Origin of the sequence: Actinophytocola sp. (genome assembly GCF_035634895.1) — a bacterium.
Lineage (GTDB): Bacteria > Actinomycetota > Actinomycetes > Mycobacteriales > Pseudonocardiaceae > Actinophytocola.
Genome location: NZ_DASQCC010000173.1, coordinates 45,651 through 64,165, shown reverse-complemented (window position 1 = coordinate 64,165; position 18,515 = coordinate 45,651). Strand labels below are relative to the sequence as shown.

At 66.6% G+C, this 18,515-nt stretch carries 21 protein-coding genes and 1 pseudogene; 15 read left to right on the top strand and 7 right to left on the bottom strand.

The window, feature by feature from the left end; translation table 11 throughout:
- Window positions 1-32 precede the first annotated feature (32 nt).
- Window positions 33-1,454 carry an aldehyde dehydrogenase family protein gene (locus VET29_RS25940; protein WP_324924995.1) on the top strand — a complete coding sequence of 474 codons (1,422 nt, stop codon included), beginning with the start codon at window positions 33-35 and terminating at the stop codon, window positions 1,452-1,454.
- 16 nt (window positions 1,455-1,470) lie between these two features.
- Here the strand turns inward: VET29_RS25940 and VET29_RS25935 are convergent, their stop codons facing one another.
- Together VET29_RS25935 and VET29_RS25930 are read right to left on the bottom strand one after the other, a co-directional pair.
- Window positions 1,471-2,166, bottom strand: coding sequence for an MBL fold metallo-hydrolase (locus tag VET29_RS25935; RefSeq protein ID WP_324924993.1), 696 nt, complete (start codon window positions 2,164-2,166; stop codon window positions 1,471-1,473).
- Complete coding sequence (locus VET29_RS25930) at window positions 2,163-2,951, bottom strand: 2-phosphosulfolactate phosphatase (RefSeq protein ID WP_324924991.1); 789 nt, start codon at window positions 2,949-2,951, stop codon at window positions 2,163-2,165. The genes VET29_RS25935 and VET29_RS25930 overlap by 4 nt, the downstream gene beginning before the upstream one ends.
- A 27-nt stretch (window positions 2,952-2,978) precedes the next feature.
- Between VET29_RS25930 and VET29_RS25925 the strand changes: the two genes are divergently transcribed.
- Together VET29_RS25925 and VET29_RS25920 are read left to right on the top strand one after the other, a co-directional pair.
- Window positions 2,979-3,449 carry a ribose-5-phosphate isomerase gene (locus VET29_RS25925; protein WP_324924989.1) on the top strand — a complete coding sequence of 157 codons (471 nt, stop codon included), beginning with the start codon at window positions 2,979-2,981 and terminating at the stop codon, window positions 3,447-3,449.
- Window positions 3,449-4,249 (top strand): Fpg/Nei family DNA glycosylase, encoded by an 801-nt coding sequence (locus VET29_RS25920; protein WP_324924987.1) that lies wholly within the window; start codon window positions 3,449-3,451, stop codon window positions 4,247-4,249. The genes VET29_RS25925 and VET29_RS25920 overlap by 1 nt, the downstream gene beginning before the upstream one ends.
- Window positions 4,250-4,298: 49 nt before the next feature.
- Here VET29_RS25920 and VET29_RS25915 read toward each other — a convergent pair whose 3' ends face one another.
- Window positions 4,299-5,156 carry a hypothetical protein gene (locus tag VET29_RS25915; RefSeq protein WP_324924985.1) on the bottom strand — a complete coding sequence of 286 codons (858 nt, stop codon included), beginning with the start codon at window positions 5,154-5,156 and terminating at the stop codon, window positions 4,299-4,301.
- Window positions 5,157-5,265: 109 nt separating this feature from the next.
- On the opposite strand from VET29_RS25915, the gene VET29_RS25910 reads away from it, so the two are divergent.
- Window positions 5,266-5,802 carry a GNAT family N-acetyltransferase gene (locus VET29_RS25910; protein ID WP_324924983.1) on the top strand — a complete coding sequence of 179 codons (537 nt, stop codon included), beginning with the start codon at window positions 5,266-5,268 and terminating at the stop codon, window positions 5,800-5,802.
- On the opposite strand, the gene VET29_RS25905 is transcribed toward VET29_RS25910, so the two are convergent.
- Together VET29_RS25905 and VET29_RS25900 are read right to left on the bottom strand one after the other, a co-directional pair.
- The gene (locus VET29_RS25905) at window positions 5,785-6,186 is read right to left on the bottom strand and encodes a thioesterase family protein (RefSeq protein ID WP_324924981.1); all 402 of its coding nucleotides are present in this window, start codon (window positions 6,184-6,186) and stop codon (window positions 5,785-5,787) included. The genes VET29_RS25910 and VET29_RS25905 overlap by 18 nt on opposite strands.
- Window positions 6,183-6,938, bottom strand: a complete 756-nt coding sequence (locus VET29_RS25900) for an SDR family NAD(P)-dependent oxidoreductase (protein ID WP_324924979.1) — start codon at window positions 6,936-6,938, stop codon at window positions 6,183-6,185. The genes VET29_RS25905 and VET29_RS25900 overlap by 4 nt, the downstream gene beginning before the upstream one ends.
- 429 nt (window positions 6,939-7,367) lie before the next feature.
- Here VET29_RS25900 and VET29_RS25895 point away from each other — a divergent pair, with 429 nt between their 5' ends.
- From VET29_RS25895 to VET29_RS25880, 4 genes and pseudogenes are all read left to right on the top strand, one after another.
- On the top strand, window positions 7,368-7,784 hold the full coding sequence (locus tag VET29_RS25895; RefSeq protein WP_324924977.1) for a helix-turn-helix transcriptional regulator: 417 nt from the start codon (window positions 7,368-7,370) through the stop codon (window positions 7,782-7,784).
- A gap of 156 nt (window positions 7,785-7,940) precedes the next feature.
- Window positions 7,941-8,543 (top strand): annotated as a pseudogene (locus tag VET29_RS44140) (hypothetical protein); the annotation flags it as partial.
- Window positions 8,544-9,677: 1,134 nt separating this feature from the next.
- Window positions 9,678-11,495, top strand: a complete 1,818-nt coding sequence (locus VET29_RS25885; protein ID WP_324924974.1) for a GmrSD restriction endonuclease domain-containing protein — start codon at window positions 9,678-9,680, stop codon at window positions 11,493-11,495.
- Between the two features lie 113 nt (window positions 11,496-11,608).
- On the top strand, window positions 11,609-12,160 hold the full coding sequence (locus VET29_RS25880; RefSeq protein ID WP_324924972.1) for an HD domain-containing protein: 552 nt from the start codon (window positions 11,609-11,611) through the stop codon (window positions 12,158-12,160).
- Here VET29_RS25880 and VET29_RS25875 read toward each other — a convergent pair.
- Both VET29_RS25875 and VET29_RS25870 read right to left on the bottom strand, forming a co-directional pair.
- Window positions 12,151-12,621 carry an NUDIX domain-containing protein gene (locus VET29_RS25875; protein WP_324924970.1) on the bottom strand — a complete coding sequence of 157 codons (471 nt, stop codon included), beginning with the start codon at window positions 12,619-12,621 and terminating at the stop codon, window positions 12,151-12,153. The two genes, VET29_RS25880 and VET29_RS25875, sit on opposite strands and share 10 nt — an antisense overlap.
- 7 nt (window positions 12,622-12,628) lie before the next feature.
- Complete coding sequence (locus VET29_RS25870) at window positions 12,629-13,372, bottom strand: DUF5919 domain-containing protein (RefSeq protein ID WP_324924968.1); 744 nt, start codon at window positions 13,370-13,372, stop codon at window positions 12,629-12,631.
- Window positions 13,373-13,526: 154 nt separating this feature from the next.
- On the opposite strand from VET29_RS25870, the gene VET29_RS25865 reads away from it, so the two are divergent.
- The 7 genes from VET29_RS25865 to VET29_RS25835 all read left to right on the top strand — a co-directional run bounded on the left by VET29_RS25865 (window position 13,527) and on the right by VET29_RS25835 (window position 18,510).
- Entirely contained in the window at window positions 13,527-13,943 is a 417-nt protein-coding gene (locus tag VET29_RS25865) for a plasmid replication, integration and excision activator (protein WP_324924966.1), read from the top strand.
- Window positions 13,940-14,167, top strand: a complete 228-nt coding sequence (locus VET29_RS25860; protein ID WP_324924964.1) for a hypothetical protein — start codon at window positions 13,940-13,942, stop codon at window positions 14,165-14,167. The genes VET29_RS25865 and VET29_RS25860 overlap by 4 nt, the downstream gene beginning before the upstream one ends.
- A gap of 3 nt (window positions 14,168-14,170) precedes the next feature.
- A complete protein-coding gene (locus VET29_RS25855; RefSeq protein WP_324924962.1) occupies window positions 14,171-14,464 on the top strand; it encodes a hypothetical protein in 294 nt (97 codons plus the stop codon).
- On the top strand, window positions 14,461-14,718 hold the full coding sequence (locus VET29_RS25850) for an AMED_5909 family protein (RefSeq protein ID WP_324924960.1): 258 nt from the start codon (window positions 14,461-14,463) through the stop codon (window positions 14,716-14,718). The genes VET29_RS25855 and VET29_RS25850 overlap by 4 nt, the downstream gene beginning before the upstream one ends.
- A gap of 368 nt (window positions 14,719-15,086) precedes the next feature.
- Window positions 15,087-16,508: an FtsK/SpoIIIE domain-containing protein gene (locus VET29_RS25845; protein WP_324924958.1), complete on the top strand. Its 1,422-nt coding sequence runs from the start codon at window positions 15,087-15,089 to the stop codon at window positions 16,506-16,508.
- Window positions 16,508-16,918, top strand: coding sequence for a hypothetical protein (locus VET29_RS25840; RefSeq protein ID WP_324924956.1), 411 nt, complete (start codon window positions 16,508-16,510; stop codon window positions 16,916-16,918). The genes VET29_RS25845 and VET29_RS25840 overlap by 1 nt, the downstream gene beginning before the upstream one ends.
- Window positions 16,915-18,510, top strand: coding sequence for a replication initiator (locus VET29_RS25835; protein WP_324924955.1), 1,596 nt, complete (start codon window positions 16,915-16,917; stop codon window positions 18,508-18,510). Before VET29_RS25840 ends, VET29_RS25835 begins: the two co-directional genes overlap by 4 nt.
- Window positions 18,511-18,515: the final 5 nt, after the last annotated feature.

The window sequence follows — 18,515 nt, the reverse complement described above, 5'->3', positions numbered from 1 at the left end:
ACTCGCTGAACGCGTCACATCACGGAGGACCGATGGCCGCCCCTACCGTCAGCACCGCCCACTTCGTCAACGGTTCGTTCACGGATGGCGGGGGCGAGCGAATCGATGTCGTCAACCCGGCGACGGAAGAGGTCATCGGGTCGGTTCCGGCCGGTACCGCGGCGGACGCCGACGCCGCGGTACGTGCCGCCGCGTCGGCGTTCGAGTCCTGGGCCGCCACCCCGCTGGCCGAGCGGGTGGCGGCCGTCCGGCGTGTCAACGACGGTCTGCGGGAGCGTGCCGGCGAGTTGGCGGCGACGATCGTCGCCGAGGTCGGCACGCCCATCGCGTTCGCGTCGCGGGTGCAGGTCGTGAACCCGGTCGGCATCACGGACGGGGTGCTGGCGGAGGTCGAGGCCGGCGCGCTCGACCCGGTGACGGTCGGCAACTCGACCGTCGTGCGGGAGCCGATCGGCGTGGTCGCGGCCATCACACCGTGGAACTTCCCGCTCCAGCAGATGGTCGCGAAGGTGACGCCCGCTCTGGTCGCGGGCAACACGGTCGTACTGAAGCCGAGCGAGGTCGCCCCGCTGACCGCAGGCCTGCTGGCCCGGATCATCGCCGACGCCGACCTGCCGCCCGGCGTGTTCAACATGGTGCACGGCACGGGCCCGGTCGTCGGCGAGGCGCTGGCCGCGCACCCGCTCGTCGACATGGTGTCGTTCACCGGCTCGACCCGCGCCGGCCGCCGCGTGGCCGCGGTGGGCGCCGAGACGGTCAAGAGGGTGGCGCTGGAGCTGGGCGGCAAGTCCGCGTCCGTCGTGCTGGACGACGCCGACCTGGGGCGCGCCGTCAAGATCACCCTCGCCAACTGCTTCATGAACAACGGCCAGGCGTGCAGTGCGCTGACCCGCCTGCTGGTCCCGGCCGACCGCCACGACGAGGCCCTGGCCGCGGCCGCCGCGGCGGCGGCGAAGTACGTGCCGGGCGACCCGGCGCTGGAGTCGACCCGCATCGGCCCGTCGGTGTCGGCCGCGCAGCGTGACCGCGTCGTGGGCTTCATCAACAAGGGCATCGAGGAGGGCGCGACCCTCGCGGCCGGCGGCCCGGACCCGGTCGAGGGCCCCGGCTACTTCGTGCGGCCGACCGTCTTCGGCAACGTGAAGCCGGACATGACGATCGCGCGGGAGGAGATCTTCGGCCCGGTCCTCTCGATCCTCCCGTACACCGACGAGGCGGACGCGATCCGCATCGCGAACGGCACCCAGTACGGCCTCGCGGCCGGCGTCTTCGGCGCCGACGTGGAGCGGGCCCGTGCCGTGGCGGGGAAGCTGCGGGCCGGGCAGGTGGACGTCAACGGCGCGGCCTTCAACACCAGGGCGCCGTTCGGCGGGTTCAAGCAGTCCGGCAACGGCCGCGAGTTCGGCCGCTACGGGCTGGAGGAGTTCACCGAGCTGAAGTCGATCCAGGTCTGACGCCTGGAGGACCTCGTCAGGGCATGCGGGTCAGCTCGTCACGCTGTCTTCGCACGAAGGCGGCGTCCACGGGGTCGCCGTGCCCCGGCACGATGGTCACCGGGTTGAGCGCGAGGATCGCGTCGAGCGCAGCGGGCCAGTCGGAGACGTGCGAGTCCGGCCCCACCGACGGCGGCGCGCCCTGCTCGACGAGGTCGCCGGCGAACACCACGTCGACGTCCGGGACGTGCACGAACACGTCGTGGTCGGTGTGCGCCGGGCCGGGGTGGACGAGCGTGACGGCGCGTCCGCCGAGGTCGATCAGGGCCGACGACCTGATCACCTCGGTCGGCGCGATCAGCTTCGCCGCGGCGAGCCGGTCCGCCTGGTCGGCCTTGCCCTCCGACCGGAACCGCGCCGACCACGACCGCCGTTGCATGTCGCCGTCGGCGAGGATCACCGACCGGCACCGCTCGTGGGCGATCACCGACGCGGGCAGGAACGCGTTGGTGCCGAAGAAGTGGTCGAAGTGCGCGTGCGTGATCACCACCGACCACGGCAGCGGCGTCACGAACCGCACGGCCGCCGCCATCGACGCGCCGTGCACCTCGTCCGCGCCCGTGTCGATGACGAGGCAGAACGTGTCACCCACGATGAGCCCGAGCGTCTGGTCCAGCTCGACATAGCGACGCGCGTAGACGCCGTCCGCGACTTCCAGCCACCGCCCGCTCATGCCGCCGCCGAGAACACGCCAGCGGACAGCCGCGGTACCACCCCGCTCACATCCGTCTCACCCGCCAGCTCCACATCGCGCGGCACGCCCGCCGCTGCCAACTCTCGCCCGGAGACAGAATCCGCCAACAGCTCCGGCACCCGGTCGGCGACCCCGCGATACGTCCGTGCCGCCAGCATCGCCTCCGCCGACGGCGCCCGTCGCCCGGCCACCGCGGCGGCGATCGCGCCGGCCCCGAGATAGTCCTCCAACGAGGGCCGCAACGTCTCGCCCGGGCGCCACCGCTCACCGGCCGGGACGATCCCGACGGGCCGGTGCCCGGCGATCTCCGCCGCCGCACCGGCCACCGCCGACGCGTTGCGCAGGCTGCCCGCCAGTACGGTGGTGCCGGTCGCGGCGGCCGCCGCGGAGAGGGTGGCGCCGTTGGGCGTCGCGATGGCGAGCAGCGTGTCCGGTGTCAGCCCCGTCAGCGACGACGGCCGCAGCGTCCAGCCGCCGGTCCGCGCCACGACGCCGCTGGGATGGTCGCCGTCGACCCTGGTCAGGCCGCTCGGGGTCAGGATCGCGCCGGCCTTCTCCGCCGCCTCGACCGAACGCTCGTCCTTCCACGGCATCGGCAGCACCCGTGCGCCCTGTCCGACGACGATGTCCACCGTCGTCGTGAACACGAGCACGTCGACGATGACCAGCACCGCGCAGTGGGGGCCGAGCGCGCGAACACCGTCCAGGCCCCACTCGACGCGAAGGTCGAAGCCGTCCTGTTCGAAGACCGTCACCGGGCACATGCTTCCAGAACTGGCAGAATGCCCGACGTGCGTGTCTACCTGGGATCCGACCACGCCGGCTTCGAGCTTCGGGTGCATCTCGTCAAGCACCTCTCGGAAGCCGGTCACGACGTCGTCGACATCGGCCCGGCCGTGTACGACGCGAGCGACGACTACCCGCCGTACTGCGTCGAGACGGCACGCCGCGTGCTGGCCGACGAGGGCAGCCTCGGCGTCGTGATCGGGGGTTCCGGCAACGGCGAGCAGATCGCGGCCAACAAGGTCCCCGGCATCCGCGCGGCGCTCGCGTACAACACCGAGACGGCCGAGCTGGGCCGTGCGCACAACAACGCGCAGGTCGTGGCCATCGGCGGTCGCATGCACTCGCAGGAGGAGGCGACGGCCATCGTCGACAGGTTCCTCGCGACGCCCTTCTCCGGCGACGCGCGGCACGCCCGGCGCATCGAGATGCTGGCCGACTACGAGCGCACCGGCACCCCGCCGCCGCTGCCGGCCTGATGCCCGAGGGGCACACACTCCACCGCCTCGCCCGCCTGCACCAGCAGCGTTACGGCAGACGTCGCGTGCTGGTGTCCAGCCCGCAGGGCCGCTTCCAGGCCTCGCTGGTGGACGGGCGCGACCTGGTGCGGGCGGAGGCGTACGGCAAGCACCTGTTCCACGTGTACGGCCCGGACGCGATCGTCCACGTGCACCTCGGCCTGTACGGGACGTTCAACGAGTCGCCGCTGCCGACCACGCTGCCGGTCGGCCAGGTGCGGATGCGCATGGTGGGGGAGACCCACTGGACGGACCTGCGCGGGCCGACCCGCTGCGAGGTGCTCACCAAGGCGGAACAGGCGGAGCTGCTGTTCCGGTTGGGCCCCGATCCCTTGCGCCGCAACGCGGACCCGTCGGTGGCGTACACCCGCATCGCCCGCTCGAAGCTGCCGCTCGCGGCGCTGCTGATGGACCAGAAGGTGCTGGCGGGGGTCGGGAACGTGTACCGGGCGGAGCTGCTGTTCCGGCACAACGTGAACCCGTTGCTGCCCGGCCGGTCGGTGTCCGAGCCGCTGTGGTCGCAGATGTGGACGGACCTGGTGGCGCTCATGAAGATCGGCGTCCGCAAGGGCCGCATCGACACGGTCCGCGACGAGCACCTGCCCCACGTGACCGGCCGCGCGCCACGGGTCGACCGCCACGGCGGCGAGGTGTACGTCTACCGCCGCACGGACCAGCCGTGCCTGGTGTGCGGCACGCCGGTCCGCAAGGCCGAGCTGGCCGCCCGCAACCTGTACTGGTGTCCCACCTGCCAGGCCTGAATGCCGTGCGGGGCACCACCAGGGTGCCCCGCACGGCATCGTCTACGGGTCAGAAGTCGCCGAAGCCGCCGCCGAAGTCGCCACCGCCGCCGAAGTCGCCGCCACCCCAGTCGCCACCGCCACCGAAGTCGCCGCCGTAGTCCCCGCCGGCGTCGGCGTAGTCGCCGCCTCCGTCGCCACCACCGTCGCCGTAGTCCCCGCCGTCGCCGCCATCACCACCGTCGCCGCCATCACCGCCGTTGTCCGCGGCGTCGGCCTGCCCCGCGTCGTAGCCGGACTCCCAGGCCTGGGCGTCCGAGATGCCGTACATGCCGTCGAACATGGCGCTGAACAGCAACACCGACCCGAGTCCCCATGCGCCCGCGACGAGCGCCGGCTTCCACCACGGCTCGCTGTACCAGCCCTGTGGCACCGGCCGGCCGGCGACGCGCCCGCCCGGGTAGTAGTACGGGGTGCCGTCGCCGGGGTTCGGCGAGGCCTCGTAGTCGCGGCCCTCGACGCTGACCCTGCGGTCCTCGCTGACCTTGCCGGCCCGTTCGCGGGCCGCGTCCTCGGGCAGGTCCGGCCCCGGGTCGAGTCCCATGGCGAGCCGGGCGGCGCGGACGTAGTAGAGGCCCTCCATGGCGGTCTCCTTGACCAGCCGGGCCTGTTCGGCGGTGGTGGCCTGCTCCATCTGGGAGCCGGCCGCGTTGTAGCGCTCGGAGGCGTCCGCAAGCGCCTGCTTCGAGGCCTCGTTGGTGCCGTCGAGGTTCATGACCTGACCGCCGAGACGTTCGACCCAGCGCCTGGCCTCGGCCTTGGCGTCCTCGAGTCGGTTCTGTTTCGCGTTGGCCTGGTTCCGCATGTAGGTCGCGGCCAGCGCCACCACCGCGAGCACCAGCACCACGACGACGATCGTCCCGGCCATCGCACACACCTTCCGAAGAAATGCCCCTTACCCGGACAACGGGGACGCTACGCCGGGAGTTCCGCAGGTGCCCTGTCGCCCACCGGTGGTCTGACCTATCGTGTCCCGCATGGTGTTGCCGAGGGGATCCGGCGCACCGCTGCTCGTCCGCGAGGCGACCCGCGACGACGCGGCGGCGATCGGCGAGGTGCATGCCGAGGCGTGGCGGGTGGCCCACAGGGACCTGTTCGACGCCCACTGGCTGCACAGGTTCGTCGAGGAGCGAAGGACGGCCTGGCCGGACATCATGGCGAGCCGCCAGCACGCAAGAAATACCCTGCTACTGGCCGAACGGGGCGATCGCGTGGTCGCGTTCACGTATTTCGGCCCGCACCCCGACGGCCTGCCGGGCGCGGAGATCCTCGACCTGTACGCGCATCCGCGGGCGTGGGGTACCGGCGTCGCGTGGACGCTGATGGACGCCGCGTGGGACCACGTGCGGGAGGCCCGTTTCCGCAGGGTGAGAGCGTGGACCATGTCCGGCGCGAACCGTGCGAGGCACTTCTACGAGTCGTTCGGCTTCACCCAGACCCACCGCTCCAGGGAACACGACTTCGGCGACGGCCGCCCGGTGCTGGAGGTCGAGTACCTACGCACTACTGGCTAGGGCGGTGCGGATGCCGTCCGGCATGGCCTTCTTGCCGAGGGTGCCGGGGTCGACGAAGACGTGCCGAACCGCGCCGTCCACGACGAGCCGGTCACCGACCCTGAACTCCGGCTGTACGACGAGACTGGTCGTCCCGAGATGCTTGACCGCCATGGCGATGTCCAGCTCCTCGTCGAACCTCGCCGGCGCCCGGAACCGCAGGTTGGCCTCGGCGACGACGACGTCGTGACCGCCGGCCACCATGTCGTGGTAGCTCCCGACCCGGTCCCGCCAGAGCTCGTTGAGGGCGACGTCGTAGTAGAAGAGGTAGTGCCCGTTGAAGACGACGCCCTGCTGGTCACACTCGCTGTAGCGCACACGCAGCCGATGAACGAAGACGCTCACCGGGTGGTCCCGTCGGCCAACCGGTTGAGCTTGGCGGCGACCTGGGGAGCGACCTGCCCCAGGACGACACCGACCCGCATAACAGGATCGGCGACGTCCACCTCGGCCCGATCATGCCGAATGGCCCTGACCACGGCGGCGGCAACGTCAGCAGGCACCTTGGGCCGAAACCCGGCGGGAAGGGCGACGTCCACGTCGGCGGCGTCGTGAGCCGTCCCGATGGGCCCGGGATTCACACAGGAAACGCCGACCCCACGGCCCGCCCAGTCCTGCCGAAGGCCGAGGGCGAACCCCCTGACCCCGAACTTGGTGGCGTTGTAGAGCGAGGAGGCAGGGTTGGCGGTCTTCCCCGAGAGGGAGGAGATGAAGACCACGTGGCCGCTGGCGCGCTGGAGCATCCGCTCCCCAAGCTCCCGAGCCAGCGCGAGCGGAGCGCGCAGGTTGACGTCGATCACCCGGTCAAGCGCGTCGAGGGAGTAGTCGGTGAGCTCCCCGCTCCCAGGCACCCCAGCATTGGCGACGAGGATGTCAACGTCCTGACCAGCATCGACAAGACGCCGAAGATCACCCCGAGAGGCGAGATCGGCAACGACCGCTCGGGCCTCGAGCTCCTCGGCGAGGGAGTTGAGAACGTCCCCCCGCCGCCCGGTGAGCGTGAGCTGACACCCCTCAGCCCGAAGCCGCCGCGCGATGGCCTGCCCCAACCCGCCGGTCGCACCGGTGACAAGAACCGACCGCCCGTGAAGTTCCATGGCCGGATGGTAGTGCGGGACCGCCAGGGGTGAGGTCGAAGGACCTGGTCCCTGGAGGGGGCGCTGACTTCCCTCCCCGGACGCGGACGTGACGTGGACTCGAATGTCTGGAGGTACGTGAACAACCGTGTGAGGTTGACGAAGAGCGCCTGGGGCATAGGTCCCTTGTCCTCGTCGACGTGACGGGTGCTCAGTTCACGTACGAGCGCGTCGCTCACCATATGACCAGAGGCGGGCACGCGGATGCTGAGCGCGGCCATGCACCGCTTCGTGAACTCGGCACGATCGCCGCACTTCCCCTTATTTCCAGCGAATGTCTCGCCGTCGGTGTCAGCCGTGGTGCAGGTCATCGTTGCTGAGGGGTGCAAGTATGCGGTCAATGCGTAGCATTTGTGATACGCATGTTGATCTGAGACGGAGGTGGGTGCCATGGCGGCCGCGCCGACGACCTACTGGGACGACCTGGTCGAGGATCTGAAGGATCCGGAGTTCCTTCGTGCCTACCTCACCGAAAGTCTTCGGGTAGAGACCATTGACCGCCTGGTCAACGCCCTGGACGAGGCCAGGGAGGAACTGGGCTTGTCGAAGGCAGATCTGGCGCGGGCGATCAGCTCGGAACCCGCCGTAATCCGTCGTCTCCTGTCGTCGGGTCATCGCAACCCGACGATCGGCACGATCGCCGAGGTAGCCGCAGCGTTGGGCCTGCGGGTCGCCCTTGTTCCCATGAGTGACGACGAGCGTGAACAGGTCGCTGAAACGCTGCGTGCCGGCGTAGCGAAGGACGTCGACGCCTTGGCTCGGAGCGTTGAGGCCAAGCGACCGTCACCGGACATGGCGGGGGTCTGACTCGACGTCAGCCAAGCGAGCGAGGATTCCGCCGCCGGCCAGGCGTCGCATCGGCCGCATCGTCGTCGGGATGACGCCGAAAGAACACGATGTCGTGCTCATCGTCAGGAGAAGGCCCTTTTCTGACCTTATTTGGTGGCGTTCGTCGGCCTTTGCGTGAAGGCATTGAACGATTTGACGGAATCGCGCGTCGTCATCACCGCGACCGCCGAACAACACGGCGTGTGCGTACGGCCGTTCACAATGGAGGTTGGGGATCTCGACACCGGAGAACCAGCCACGGCAACGTCCCCTGTGGCTCCACTGTGGAGTCACAGTGTGGGCGTGTGCCCGGAAAGCTCGGGACGGTTCCGGCCCTCGATGCGTCACGCTCACCTGCGACAGCTACGGGCGGGTGCGTGATGACGGGACGCCGGTTGATCTGTCCACCTACGACGACCGGCGCGTGGCACGAGATGCCATGACGGTGACCACCACCCGGCCTGGGACGGCGAACAGTTCGTCGATCCAGACACGCGACGGCCAACTCATGACATGGGCTGAGGCGCTTGAGGACGTGGCGGAGCCGGCGCATGTGGCCACCTTCGGGCGGCAGGTGAGGTCGTCGAGGCGGGTACCGACCGGCAGCGTGCCCACCACGACCGGTTACACGCTGAGCTGGCCGTGACGCCGTGCTCGCCCCGCCGCACCTGGTGGCCGCCCTACGGCGTCCAACCGCTCGGAGTGAGCAGTCGGACACAGCCGGTTCACTGCAAGGGGCACTGATGCACCGGACGGGACACGGCGGCATGCTGGCCGCCTTCATCCACCGGCACGCCACGAGCAAGAGGGACCACGACCTCGCCGAACCGGTGAGCCGACAGACACGCAAGAAGGCCAAGAAGACCAAGGACAAGCCCACTGACCAGGGCGAGGACGGTGCGGCCGAAGAACCGGGGCCGGTGGCCCAATGGCCCGTCAATGGCCCAAGCGACCACAAGAGGGGGTCCGGGGGCGGAGCCCACCGGGCGGGGTTTGGGGGCTGCGCCCCCAAGAGACATGGCGAGTGAGCTGGGCGAATGCTCTCCATGCGCAAGGGAGTCCCACGAACGAGCGGGTGACGGGAATCGAACCCGCATGACCAGCTTGGAAGATCTGGCGGTGATCTTGGCTCCGACCTGGCAACCTCCTGACCTGCGGCAGAGCGGGATTGCGGTGCGCTGAGTACCCGTGATTGACCGCTGTTGACCACCACGAAGGGCACGCGAGGGGCACGACTCGTCGCGTGCTTCGTCGTGCCGTCGGAGGAGCATAAGCCTCGGTCAGCTCGTACCTGGCCCAGAGCACGACCTGATGAGGACTGACCGGGAACTGCCTAGCCATCGTGTGCGCCTCCTGACCGCCGGCCGACGAGATCGGCTGAGATCTCCGGCCCCTATTCGCTGCCGTTACCCTCGCCCTGGCTGCAGTTAACGCCGGGTCGACGATGTCAAGGGTCGAACGAAGTGAGATCGCGCCAGCGACGCCGTCAGGCGCCCTTGATAGCGGCGGCCCGGCGTTAACTGCAGCCAGGCGTGTGAGGGGCCGGTCTGGGTGACACAAAGTCACAAAGTCAGACGATGTGATGTTGCATGAGGCGGGGATCACTCGCGCCGTCGCTGGTGGCGCTGCCGTCGCGGGCCGTGGGCTGCACCGCGCAGGCCGGCCGGCGTGAGCGGAGCGGTAGCCGGCCGTGCCGCGATGGATGCAGGCCACATTGCCAACGCGACGGGCCAAGCGCGCCGCCGGCGGCGGCGCGCCTTGATCTCATAGAGCCAAGTTCGACAGCTAGCGGAGTGTTAGGGGGCTATGGTGGCTCTACCCATTGGCAGTGAGGGTGTAGATGCACCCGTGGTTGAACGGAGGTCGGAACAGGTGAGTTCGCCGAGCGGAAATGAGCTTTCAGTTCGCAGCGAGCCTGTTCAGACTCTTTATGGCTACTATTTGAAGGATCGCTTCCGCGTCAATCGACGCTATCAACGCAAGTTGGTTTGGAGCGTTGAGGAGAAACAGCGGCTGATAGACTCGATCCTGAAGGGGATGCCGATACCTCTGTTTCTGGTGGCGGAAATCGGTTCTCCCCCGGATGCGCCGTATGAGCTGATAGATGGCCTGCAGCGGTTGAATGCCATATTCTCCTTTCTGGAAAATGAGTACGCTGTCGGAGGAAACTATTTTGACCTAGATTCTCTTGCTGACACAAAATATCTCAAAGACAAGAATTTGCTTGTTCAAAAGACCCCCGTGCTTGAGCGAGTCGATTCAATCAGAATTGCAAACTATGCGATTGCCCTGTCGGTATTCCGCTCGCTAGACAGCGCTAGCGTTGAGGATGTGTTTCGTCGAATAAATTCTGGCGGACGGCGTTTGTCGCGGCAGGAGTTGCGTCAAGCTGGGACTATTTCGAAACTCGCTGACCTCGTGCGCGTAATATCGTCGCGCATTCGAACGGATACGTCTCCGGGTGACGTGGTTCCGCTCAAGCGGATGCCTCTGCTGAGTATAACGAACCGCGAACTTGCATATGGCGTAGCTTCGGACGACATATTCTGGGTAAAGCAAGGTATTTTGAGACGAGAAGATGTACGTGAGTCTCTCGATGAACAAGCGGTTCTGGATCTGCTCCTTGACTGCCTCTTGGATCCGATGGCGAACTCTGGTACCCGTCATCGTGATGCCTATTACAACTTTAGTGATCTCCAAGTAGATGACACTCCGAGTAAGGAGTCTATCTCGATAGACGCGCTTATTGGCGCTTATGGCCAAGAGAAGTTGGAGCGTGATTTTCTTCGAGTGTATGATGAACTTCGGGCTGTCTTGGAGACTCAAGACCTACGTTTCTCGGCTTTGATCAACGCGGGAAGTGGCGGTCGATCGCAGCGCTACTTCCACGTCGTATACATGGCATTCTACGAGTTGATGTTTCGCGCGCGAATGCAGGTTAAGAATCGTGCCGAAGTGGCCGGGAAGTTGAAGAATATCGGACAAGGAGTGTTGAATGTTCCGGCGGGCGGAGGAGACTGGAATCGGGAGACGAAGAGGCGCTCGATAGATGCGGTTAAAGGTGTGCTGATTTCCTGTTTCGAGCAGGCGGCGGAAGTCGAAGACTTTAGTCAATTTAGCTGGGCTAGTGAACTTGAGACACTTCTAGGTAATGCTGTTATTGAGCAGCAGATGTTCGACTGCAAGCAGGGTTTCTTGGTGCTCAACCAAGGAAGGAACTTTGATGAGCGTTCCTTCGAAAAGATCTGTAAGACGCTCGTGGCTATGGCTAATCGTGGTCCCGGAGCTGTCGGTCACATCGTGGTGGGTATCACAGATAATGAGAACGACGCGGCACGCGTTGCGCAACTCGACGGAATATCGGCTGTCGAGTATCGAGGGTTTGGTATAGTTGGCATAGATCGAGAGGCAGTTGTTGAGCAGAAGTCGCTTAATGACTACTTCGCATGGCTGATCCAACGTATACGAAGTGCAGTAAGACTTGACGAGAGTGTTTCTCAGCAAGTGGCGAGCGACGCGAGAATAGTTGGTTATCATAATCGGGGCGTCTTGGTACTTCGAGTCAGTGGGCGATCAGAGCCAACCTTTTTCGACGGAGCTCTCTACGAGAGGTCAGGATCAGAAACACGTGAGGTTCCGCAAGCGGAGTATATGCGCATATTTAGCCGATTTGCGGGAGGTGGGAGTTGATTCGGGTTGCAGACTTGTCGTTACCTACAACGGTGGATGGCGACTGCGGGGATATTCCTCTGGCATGTACGGACTAGGCTTGCTGTCGATTTGGCTGCGAGGGGAATAATCCAATGGCATCGGCGCGTCAACGGGCGCAAGATCTTCTGAGGGTATCGCTGCCGCGCCGATGGGAACATGTGCAAGGTGTGGCAGAGCGGGCAGAACTAACTGCGCTAACTTTCAATTCTGCTGACCGTGAGCTATTGTACGCGGCTGCCATTCTTCATGACATTGGGTACTCTCCAGCCATCGCGTTGACCGGGTTTCATCCTCTAGATGGCGCTCGCTATCTGCGGGACACCGGAGCGGACCAGCGGCTTTGTGCGTTGGTAGCTCATCATTCGTGCGCTTACCGTGAGGCGGAGTTGCGTGGGCTGTCGGCGGAGCTGACCGAGTGGGTGGACGAAGAGACGCCGCTGCGGGACGCACTGTGGTGGGCGGACATGACCACGTCTCCTGACGGGTTGCCGGTGGCGTTCGATGAGCGGATCAAGGAGATTCAGGACCGTTATGGGCCGCAGGATGTGGTGACGTTCTTTATCCGCCAGGCTGCGCCGGAGCTGCGCGGCGCGGTTGAGCGTACAGAGGAGCGGTTGCGGGCTGCGGGGATCGCTTACGAGTAGTACGGCTCGGCTCGTTGTTCGAGGCCGTGGCGGATGCGTAGGCGGATCGTGGGGTGGATGTTCAGCGCCTCCAGGTCGGTCGGCGCTACCCAGAGGACTTCCTTGCTCTCGTCGCTGGTGCGTAGGTCGCTCCCGGTGGGGTCGGCGCGGAAGCAGATGGAGAACTCTTGTCGGACCTCGCCGTCTGTGAATTCGATCACGTGTTCGGGGTCGCTGTAGACGCCGATCAGGCCGGTGACCTTGACCGCGATGCCGGTTTCTTCCATGACCTCGCGCTGCACCGTTTGGGTGAGGGTGTCGCCGAGTTCGAGTGCGCCGCCAGGGATGGCGTAGAGGTCGTTGTCGGTGCGGCGGATCATGAGGATGCGGCCGGTCTCGTCTTGGGTGAAGGCGGTGACGGCTACGACGATGCTGTTCGCGGCGGGTGCATCGGGGCTGCGGTAGTGATCGGTGCGGGCCATGATCTCCCTACCAGTTCGGTGGCTTGGCGGTGTTCCACACGTTGTCGAAGCTCTCCGAGTAGGTCTCGAACAGGTCGCCGCCGGAGAGCCGGCGTAGGTGCATGAGTGGGGCGTGAGCGGCCATGAAACCGTAGACGTGGGTGTTGACCAGCATGTCGTCGTCGAATCGGTAGATCGAGTTGTAGAGCGTGGTGCCATGACACCGGATGCTCACGCCGGCCACGTCGTCGAGCGGTTTCATGAACGCGAGCATGTTTCGTACTTTGGCTGCGAGGGTGCCTTTGCCGATGCCTTCCTCGTCGCTGCGGCGGGCCACGGCTCGGCTCGCGGGGTCGCCGACCAGGAGCCGGATCTTGACGCCGGCCTCGGCCTTGGCGCGGAGCTTCTTGATCAGTACGGGGTTGTCGGTGAGGAACATGCCGGAGTAGTTCAGTAGCTCGATGTGGGATTCGGCGGCTTCGATGAGGCGTTCCCACAGGTCGGCGGGCACGTCGTAGCGGTGTGGGTAGAGCTTGACCAGCTCGGAGCCGCCGATCTCGGCTTTGCGTTCGGGTGCGATCGCGTCTGGCCAGAGGTAGGTCTCGGTCTCGCGGACCATTGCGGCGATGGTGCGGCGGTGACGCGGGTAGGGGATGCGGCCTTTCGTGATCCAGCGTTCGACGGTCTTGGGGTCGACCTTGGTCGCGGTGGCTACCTGGTCCAGGTCGAGACCGTTGCGTAGCATCGCGTCGCGTAAGCGTTCGTTGGCCATTCTGGCTCGTTTTCCCAGGTGTTGTGACGAGTAGGGACGTCTTCAACGTAGCAGAGACGTCCTGAGAAGTCCCACTGTGTGGTGTGTGCGTCCTGCGTTTCGGACGAGATTGGTAGATGCCCGGAACAGGCCGGGCACTACCCAGGAGGCAGACATGCCGCTCATCCCGACCCGCTTCTCGGTCGACTTCGGGGAGGTGTTTCCCTTCGGCGCGTTCGTGCTCGGTGTGGAGCCATCCATGGCGTTCTCGGCGGACGCCGCCGCCCCCAAGGTGCAGGAGCGGGACAAGGAGACCGGTCAGCTCGTGTGGACCGTCCGCGCGCTGGACGCCAACGAGGACGCGGCCCGGTTCGGCGCGGAGTTCAAGGTCAAGGTCACCGCGGACCATCAGCCGGTGCCACCGGCCAAGATCGCCGGGTTTCCGTTCGCGCCGGTCGAGTTCGACGGGCTCACCATCACGCCTTACGCCAACAACAAGGGGCGGATCGCGCACAGCTTCCGGGCCACGGGCCTTCACGCTCCGGCTGCTGCCGGTCGTGGGAAGTCGACGACTGAGAAGTCGGCGGCGTGAGCGCGGAGGAGGCGGGGGTGCGCGACATCGTGCAGGTTCACATCAGGGCTGACCTGCCGATCCGGTCGCAGGCGCTGCCCTTCGCCGACCGGGTGGAGATACGGCTCGGCAAGGCGTTCCCCGTCGCGTTGATCGTGGACCGTCCCGCCCTCGACCAGCTCGGTGACGCCATCGCCGCTGGGCGGGCCGAGTTGGAGCAGTCCGACAACACGAGGCGGGGCTGAGGCATGGGATTCAACGTCACGTGCACACCAGGCAAGGACGCAGCGGTCGCGTTCATGCGGGTGACTGAGCACCTGCCGGCGCTGGTGATGTACCTCGACCCGGTCAACGTCGCGATCCAGCTGCCGCCGTTCCCCGGTGGTGACGTCATGCTGGCGAAGTTCTGTCGGGAGTTGTCGCGGGAGGCCGCGAAGCTCGCAGCAGCGATCGACCCCGGCCACGAGTCGGCTTCGGGAGGCCCTCGTCACGGCCTACGTGAGGGAACGGTCGGGGAGTTCAGGGACGGTGAGGCGCGGTGAGCCGGGGGCGGTGCGCGGTGCCGGTCACGCTGGAGGAAGCGCACGACCTGCTGTGGCGACAGCGGCCGGCGCAAGACGCCTCCCCAGGGGACTGGGCCGCGTTCCACCGGCACAGTGCCTCGGTCTACACCCAGACGTCCGAGGTGGACCAACGGCACCACTACGAAGCGTTGCAGTGTGCCGGACTGGAGATCCGCAAGGCAGAGGACATTGAGCGCGCCACGCGCGGCGAGGAAAGCCCGCGACCTGAGTAGACCTATTCGTCCACAGTAGACAAACACGCACGCGGGGTCGTGTGGCGATGACGCACGCCCTCGTTGTGCTGCAAGAAGTCCATAGACGCAGAAGCGGAACCCTGGCTACCAACCTGTTCCCGCTTCTGCGCTGCTCACCCCGGAAGGTAAGCAATGACAAGGCTAGAACCTCGTCAGGTGTCAGCGCTAGGTGGGGTCACCCGAACGCGCTGCACCAAGTGCAAACGATTCGCCCGGCTGCTGGCCGGTGAGACCCTGTGCGGCCGGTGCGTCGGCGCACTCCCTCTCGACTTCGGGCGGGGTGGTCGGTGATGGTGCGCGATTCGCGGTGGATTGACCCCGCACCACTGGAAGTCTCCCGGCCTCGGTTGCCGTGGTGGACCCTGCTCCCCGGCTGGGTCAAGCTCGTTCTCTCCCCGGCCGCGCTGGTGGTGCTGCTGTGCTGGACCAGCTACCAGTTCGGCCGGGTCGTGTACCGATACCCACTCTCGCTGACACTGCTGGTCGCCGGGTGGTGGTCATACTCGGGATTCGGGCCGTGGTGGTTCTGCACCCTCCTGGCGGTGCTGCTCGGCGGGCTGGCGTTGTGGTGGTGGCGTCGGCGGGAGTCGTTCGCACGGTTCGCTCTTCCCCGTATCCGCACGGAGTTCCGGCGGCTGTTCGTCTACGCGTTCGAGTGGCGCTCGGTGATGCGGCTCTCGGAGCTGACCAAGGACAAGCGTGGTCGGGAGTACCGGCCCAAGCTCGGCCGGGTCCGTGCTGAGGGCTGGCGGGACCTGGTGCGGGTGAAGATGGTCAAAGGCCAGGCACCAGAACAATGGGAACTACACGCCTCCGGGCTGGCGCACTCGTTCAACGCCGAGTCATGCCGGGTACGGGTAGTCAAGCCCGGTCGGCTGGAGCTGGACTTCATCCACTCCAACCCCCTCGCCCACGCCATCCCCGCACTGGACCTCGCCGACGATCCGAGCGCGGTGGACCTGCGGCGGGTGGTGATCGGTCGGACCGAGACCGGTAAACCCCTGCGTCTGCAACTGCTCGGCACCCACGTGCTGACCGTTGGTGTGTCGGGGGCGGGGAAGGGGTCGCTGGTGTGGTCGGCGGCCTGGGCGCTCGCCCCGGCGATCAAGGCGGGCCGGGTGAAGCTGTACGGGATCGACCCGAAGGGCGGTATGGAGCTGGGGCAGGCCCCGGAAGTATTCGAACAGGTCGTCTACGACAACGGCTCCCACGCCGTGACCCTGCTCGAATGGCTGGCGCAGGAAGTGAAGCGGCGCGCAGTGTCCTACCGTGGCCGGCGTCGCATGTGGACACCCGAGTCAGGTGATCCGTTCATCGTGCTGGTGGTCGACGAGCTGGCCGACGTGATCGCCTACCAGACCGACAAGAACCTTCGGGACCGCGCTACCCGAGCGGTGCAAGCGATCACCTCTCAAGGGCGTGCGCCCGGCGTGTGCGTGCTCGGGCTCCTGCAGGACCCGCGAAAGGAGATCGTCGCGTTTCGACACCTGTTCTCCACCCGGATCGCGATGCGGCTGGACGAGCCGGCGCAGGTCGACATGGTCCTCGGCGACGGCGTGCGCAAACGCGGCGCTGCCGCGCATGAGATCCCGGAGAGCACACCCGGCGTGGCCTGGGTGAAGGAAGACGGCAAGCGCGAACCGATACGGGCGCGGGTCTTCCACGTCACCGACGACCATCTGACCCAACTCGTCGACTACCTCACCGGACGTACCGCGCTGCCGGTATCCGCTGAGATCGTCGACTTCCCGGCTGGGGGTGCGGCCTGATGGCTACCACCACGACGATGATCCGGCTGCTCCACTCGATCCGCGGCCACCTGACCACACACCGGCTGCCGGCTGAGATCGCCTCGATCAAGGTCGACACCGACATGATCAACGGTGACCACGTCGTCGTGCACCTGTGGGCTGTGCAGCTGCCCGCGCTCGCTGCTGCACTGCTCGACTGGGCCGACACCCTGACCGCCATCAGCGCGACCGCATGGCGGCCACCAGGTGGCCACAGTGTCCATCTGAGCATTACCGGTCGACTGGCAGACGAGACTGCCGTGGAGGTGTACGGCGGGGTCGACTACACCGACGAGCTGTTCGGTGACCTCCAACCCGGCGGGCGGCAGAGCGTCGCGCTACCAATTCTGCGCAGCTGGGCGGCGAACGGTTCGGCGGTGGCGGCATGAGCGGCCGCGAGACACGCGCGGAGCGGATGCGGACGCCGCTCGCTATCGACGTCATCACCGCGACCGCTGAACAACACGGCGTGTGCGTACGGCCGTTCACAATGGAGGTTGGGGATCTCGACACCGGAGAACTTCGCCACGTCGCCGTTCCTTGCGGCTCCACTGTGGAGTCACAGTGTGGGCCGTGTGCCCGGAAGGCTCGCGCTCTTCGGATTGCTCAATGCCGTGAGGGGTGGCACCTCACCGAGGAACCCGCCTTCACCCCGGACCCACCGAGCGAGGACCACAAGGCCCTACTGGCGCTGCGGGCTGATCTGGTTGCTGCCTATCAGGACACGGACGACGCGGAAGCGGACGAGTTGCGCGAGGAGATCCGCTCTGTAGATGACGAGCTGCGGGCGCTCGGTATGCGTGGTCGGCTTCCGTCACCGGAGATAGGGACCGCGAAGGTCGGTCCGAAGAGGTCGACCAGACGGCGTCAGGACGCGCCGAACCTACCGCGTAGGCGGGTGGAGCACAGGACTCTTGGGCGCGAGTTCGCGGGCCGGTTCCGGCCGTCTATGTTCGTCACGCTCACCTGCGACAGCTACGGGCGGGTGCGCGATGACGGGACACCGGTTGATCCGTCCACTTACGACTACCGGCGCGCGGCGCGAGATGCTGTCCACTTCGCCTCCCTTGTAGACCGGTGGTGGCAGAACCTGCGGCGCTGTGTCGGATGGGACATCCAATACTTCGCCACAGTCGAACCACAGAAACGCGTCGCTCCGCACCTGCATGCCGCGATCCGCGGTTCCATCCCGCACGAACTGCTGCGACAGGTCACCGCAGCCACCTACCTTCAGGTGTGGTGGCCGGCTCACGATGAGCTGGTTTACGACGGTGACCACCTGCCCGTCTGGAACGGTGAACAGTTCATCGACCCCGACACGCGGCGGCCACTCACGACATGGGCTGAGGCGCTCGAGGACCTGGAGGAACCGGCGCACGTCGCCACGTTCGGACGGCAGGTGCATTCCAAGGGCATCCTCGGCGGCTCCGAGGAAGCCGGCCGGCACATCGGCTACCTCACGAAGTACCTGACCAAGTCGCTCGGCGACGTCGTCGAGGCGGGTACCGACCGGCAACGCGCTCACCACGACCGGCTACACGCTGAGCTGGCCGTGACGCCGTGCTCGCCACGCTGCGCCTTGTGGCTGCTCTACGGTGTCCAACCGCTGGGAGTGAGCAGTAGGACAACGCCTGGTCACTGCAAGGGCCGTGCGCACCGACGCACCACGCTCGGTCTCCCCGGCCGGCGCGTGCTCGTCTCGCGGAAGTGGTCGGGCAAGACCCTCGCTGACCACAAGGCTGACCGTCGGGTCTTCGTCCTCCAGGCCCTAGCCGAGATCGGCATCGACAAGCCGGCGGAGGAACCCCGGCGACTCGTCTGGCACAAGGTCCAGCCCGGTGACCCCCACGTGCCACCACGGGCGCACCTGCTCATGCACGCCATAGCCGAACGCATCCGATGGCGCGCTGAGTACGACAAGGCGTTACTGGCGGCTGGGGAGCCGCCCCCAGATGTTTCAGCAACTCAGGCGGCGGCGTGATGGGG

Coding starts and splice junctions, on each gene's coding strand:
- VET29_RS25940 (WP_324924995.1), top strand. CDS start 33: ATGGCCGCCCCTACCGTCAGCACCGCCCACTTCGTCAACGGTTCGTTC.
- VET29_RS25935 (WP_324924993.1), bottom strand. CDS start 2,166: ATGAGCGGGCGGTGGCTGGAAGTCGCGGACGGCGTCTACGCGCGTCGC.
- VET29_RS25930 (WP_324924991.1), bottom strand. CDS start 2,951: ATGTGCCCGGTGACGGTCTTCGAACAGGACGGCTTCGACCTTCGCGTC.
- VET29_RS25920 (WP_324924987.1), top strand. CDS start 3,449: ATGCCCGAGGGGCACACACTCCACCGCCTCGCCCGCCTGCACCAGCAG.
- VET29_RS25915 (WP_324924985.1), bottom strand. CDS start 5,156: ATGGCCGGGACGATCGTCGTCGTGGTGCTGGTGCTCGCGGTGGTGGCG.
- VET29_RS25910 (WP_324924983.1), top strand. CDS start 5,266: ATGGTGTTGCCGAGGGGATCCGGCGCACCGCTGCTCGTCCGCGAGGCG.
- VET29_RS25900 (WP_324924979.1), bottom strand. CDS start 6,938: ATGGAACTTCACGGGCGGTCGGTTCTTGTCACCGGTGCGACCGGCGGG.
- VET29_RS25895 (WP_324924977.1), top strand. CDS start 7,368: ATGGCGGCCGCGCCGACGACCTACTGGGACGACCTGGTCGAGGATCTG.
- VET29_RS25880 (WP_324924972.1), top strand. CDS start 11,609: ATGGCATCGGCGCGTCAACGGGCGCAAGATCTTCTGAGGGTATCGCTG.
- VET29_RS25875 (WP_324924970.1), bottom strand. CDS start 12,621: ATGGCCCGCACCGATCACTACCGCAGCCCCGATGCACCCGCCGCGAAC.
- VET29_RS25870 (WP_324924968.1), bottom strand. CDS start 13,372: ATGGCCAACGAACGCTTACGCGACGCGATGCTACGCAACGGTCTCGAC.
- VET29_RS25865 (WP_324924966.1), top strand. CDS start 13,527: ATGCCGCTCATCCCGACCCGCTTCTCGGTCGACTTCGGGGAGGTGTTT.
- VET29_RS25855 (WP_324924962.1), top strand. CDS start 14,171: ATGGGATTCAACGTCACGTGCACACCAGGCAAGGACGCAGCGGTCGCG.
- VET29_RS25840 (WP_324924956.1), top strand. CDS start 16,508: ATGGCTACCACCACGACGATGATCCGGCTGCTCCACTCGATCCGCGGC.
- VET29_RS25835 (WP_324924955.1), top strand. CDS start 16,915: ATGAGCGGCCGCGAGACACGCGCGGAGCGGATGCGGACGCCGCTCGCT.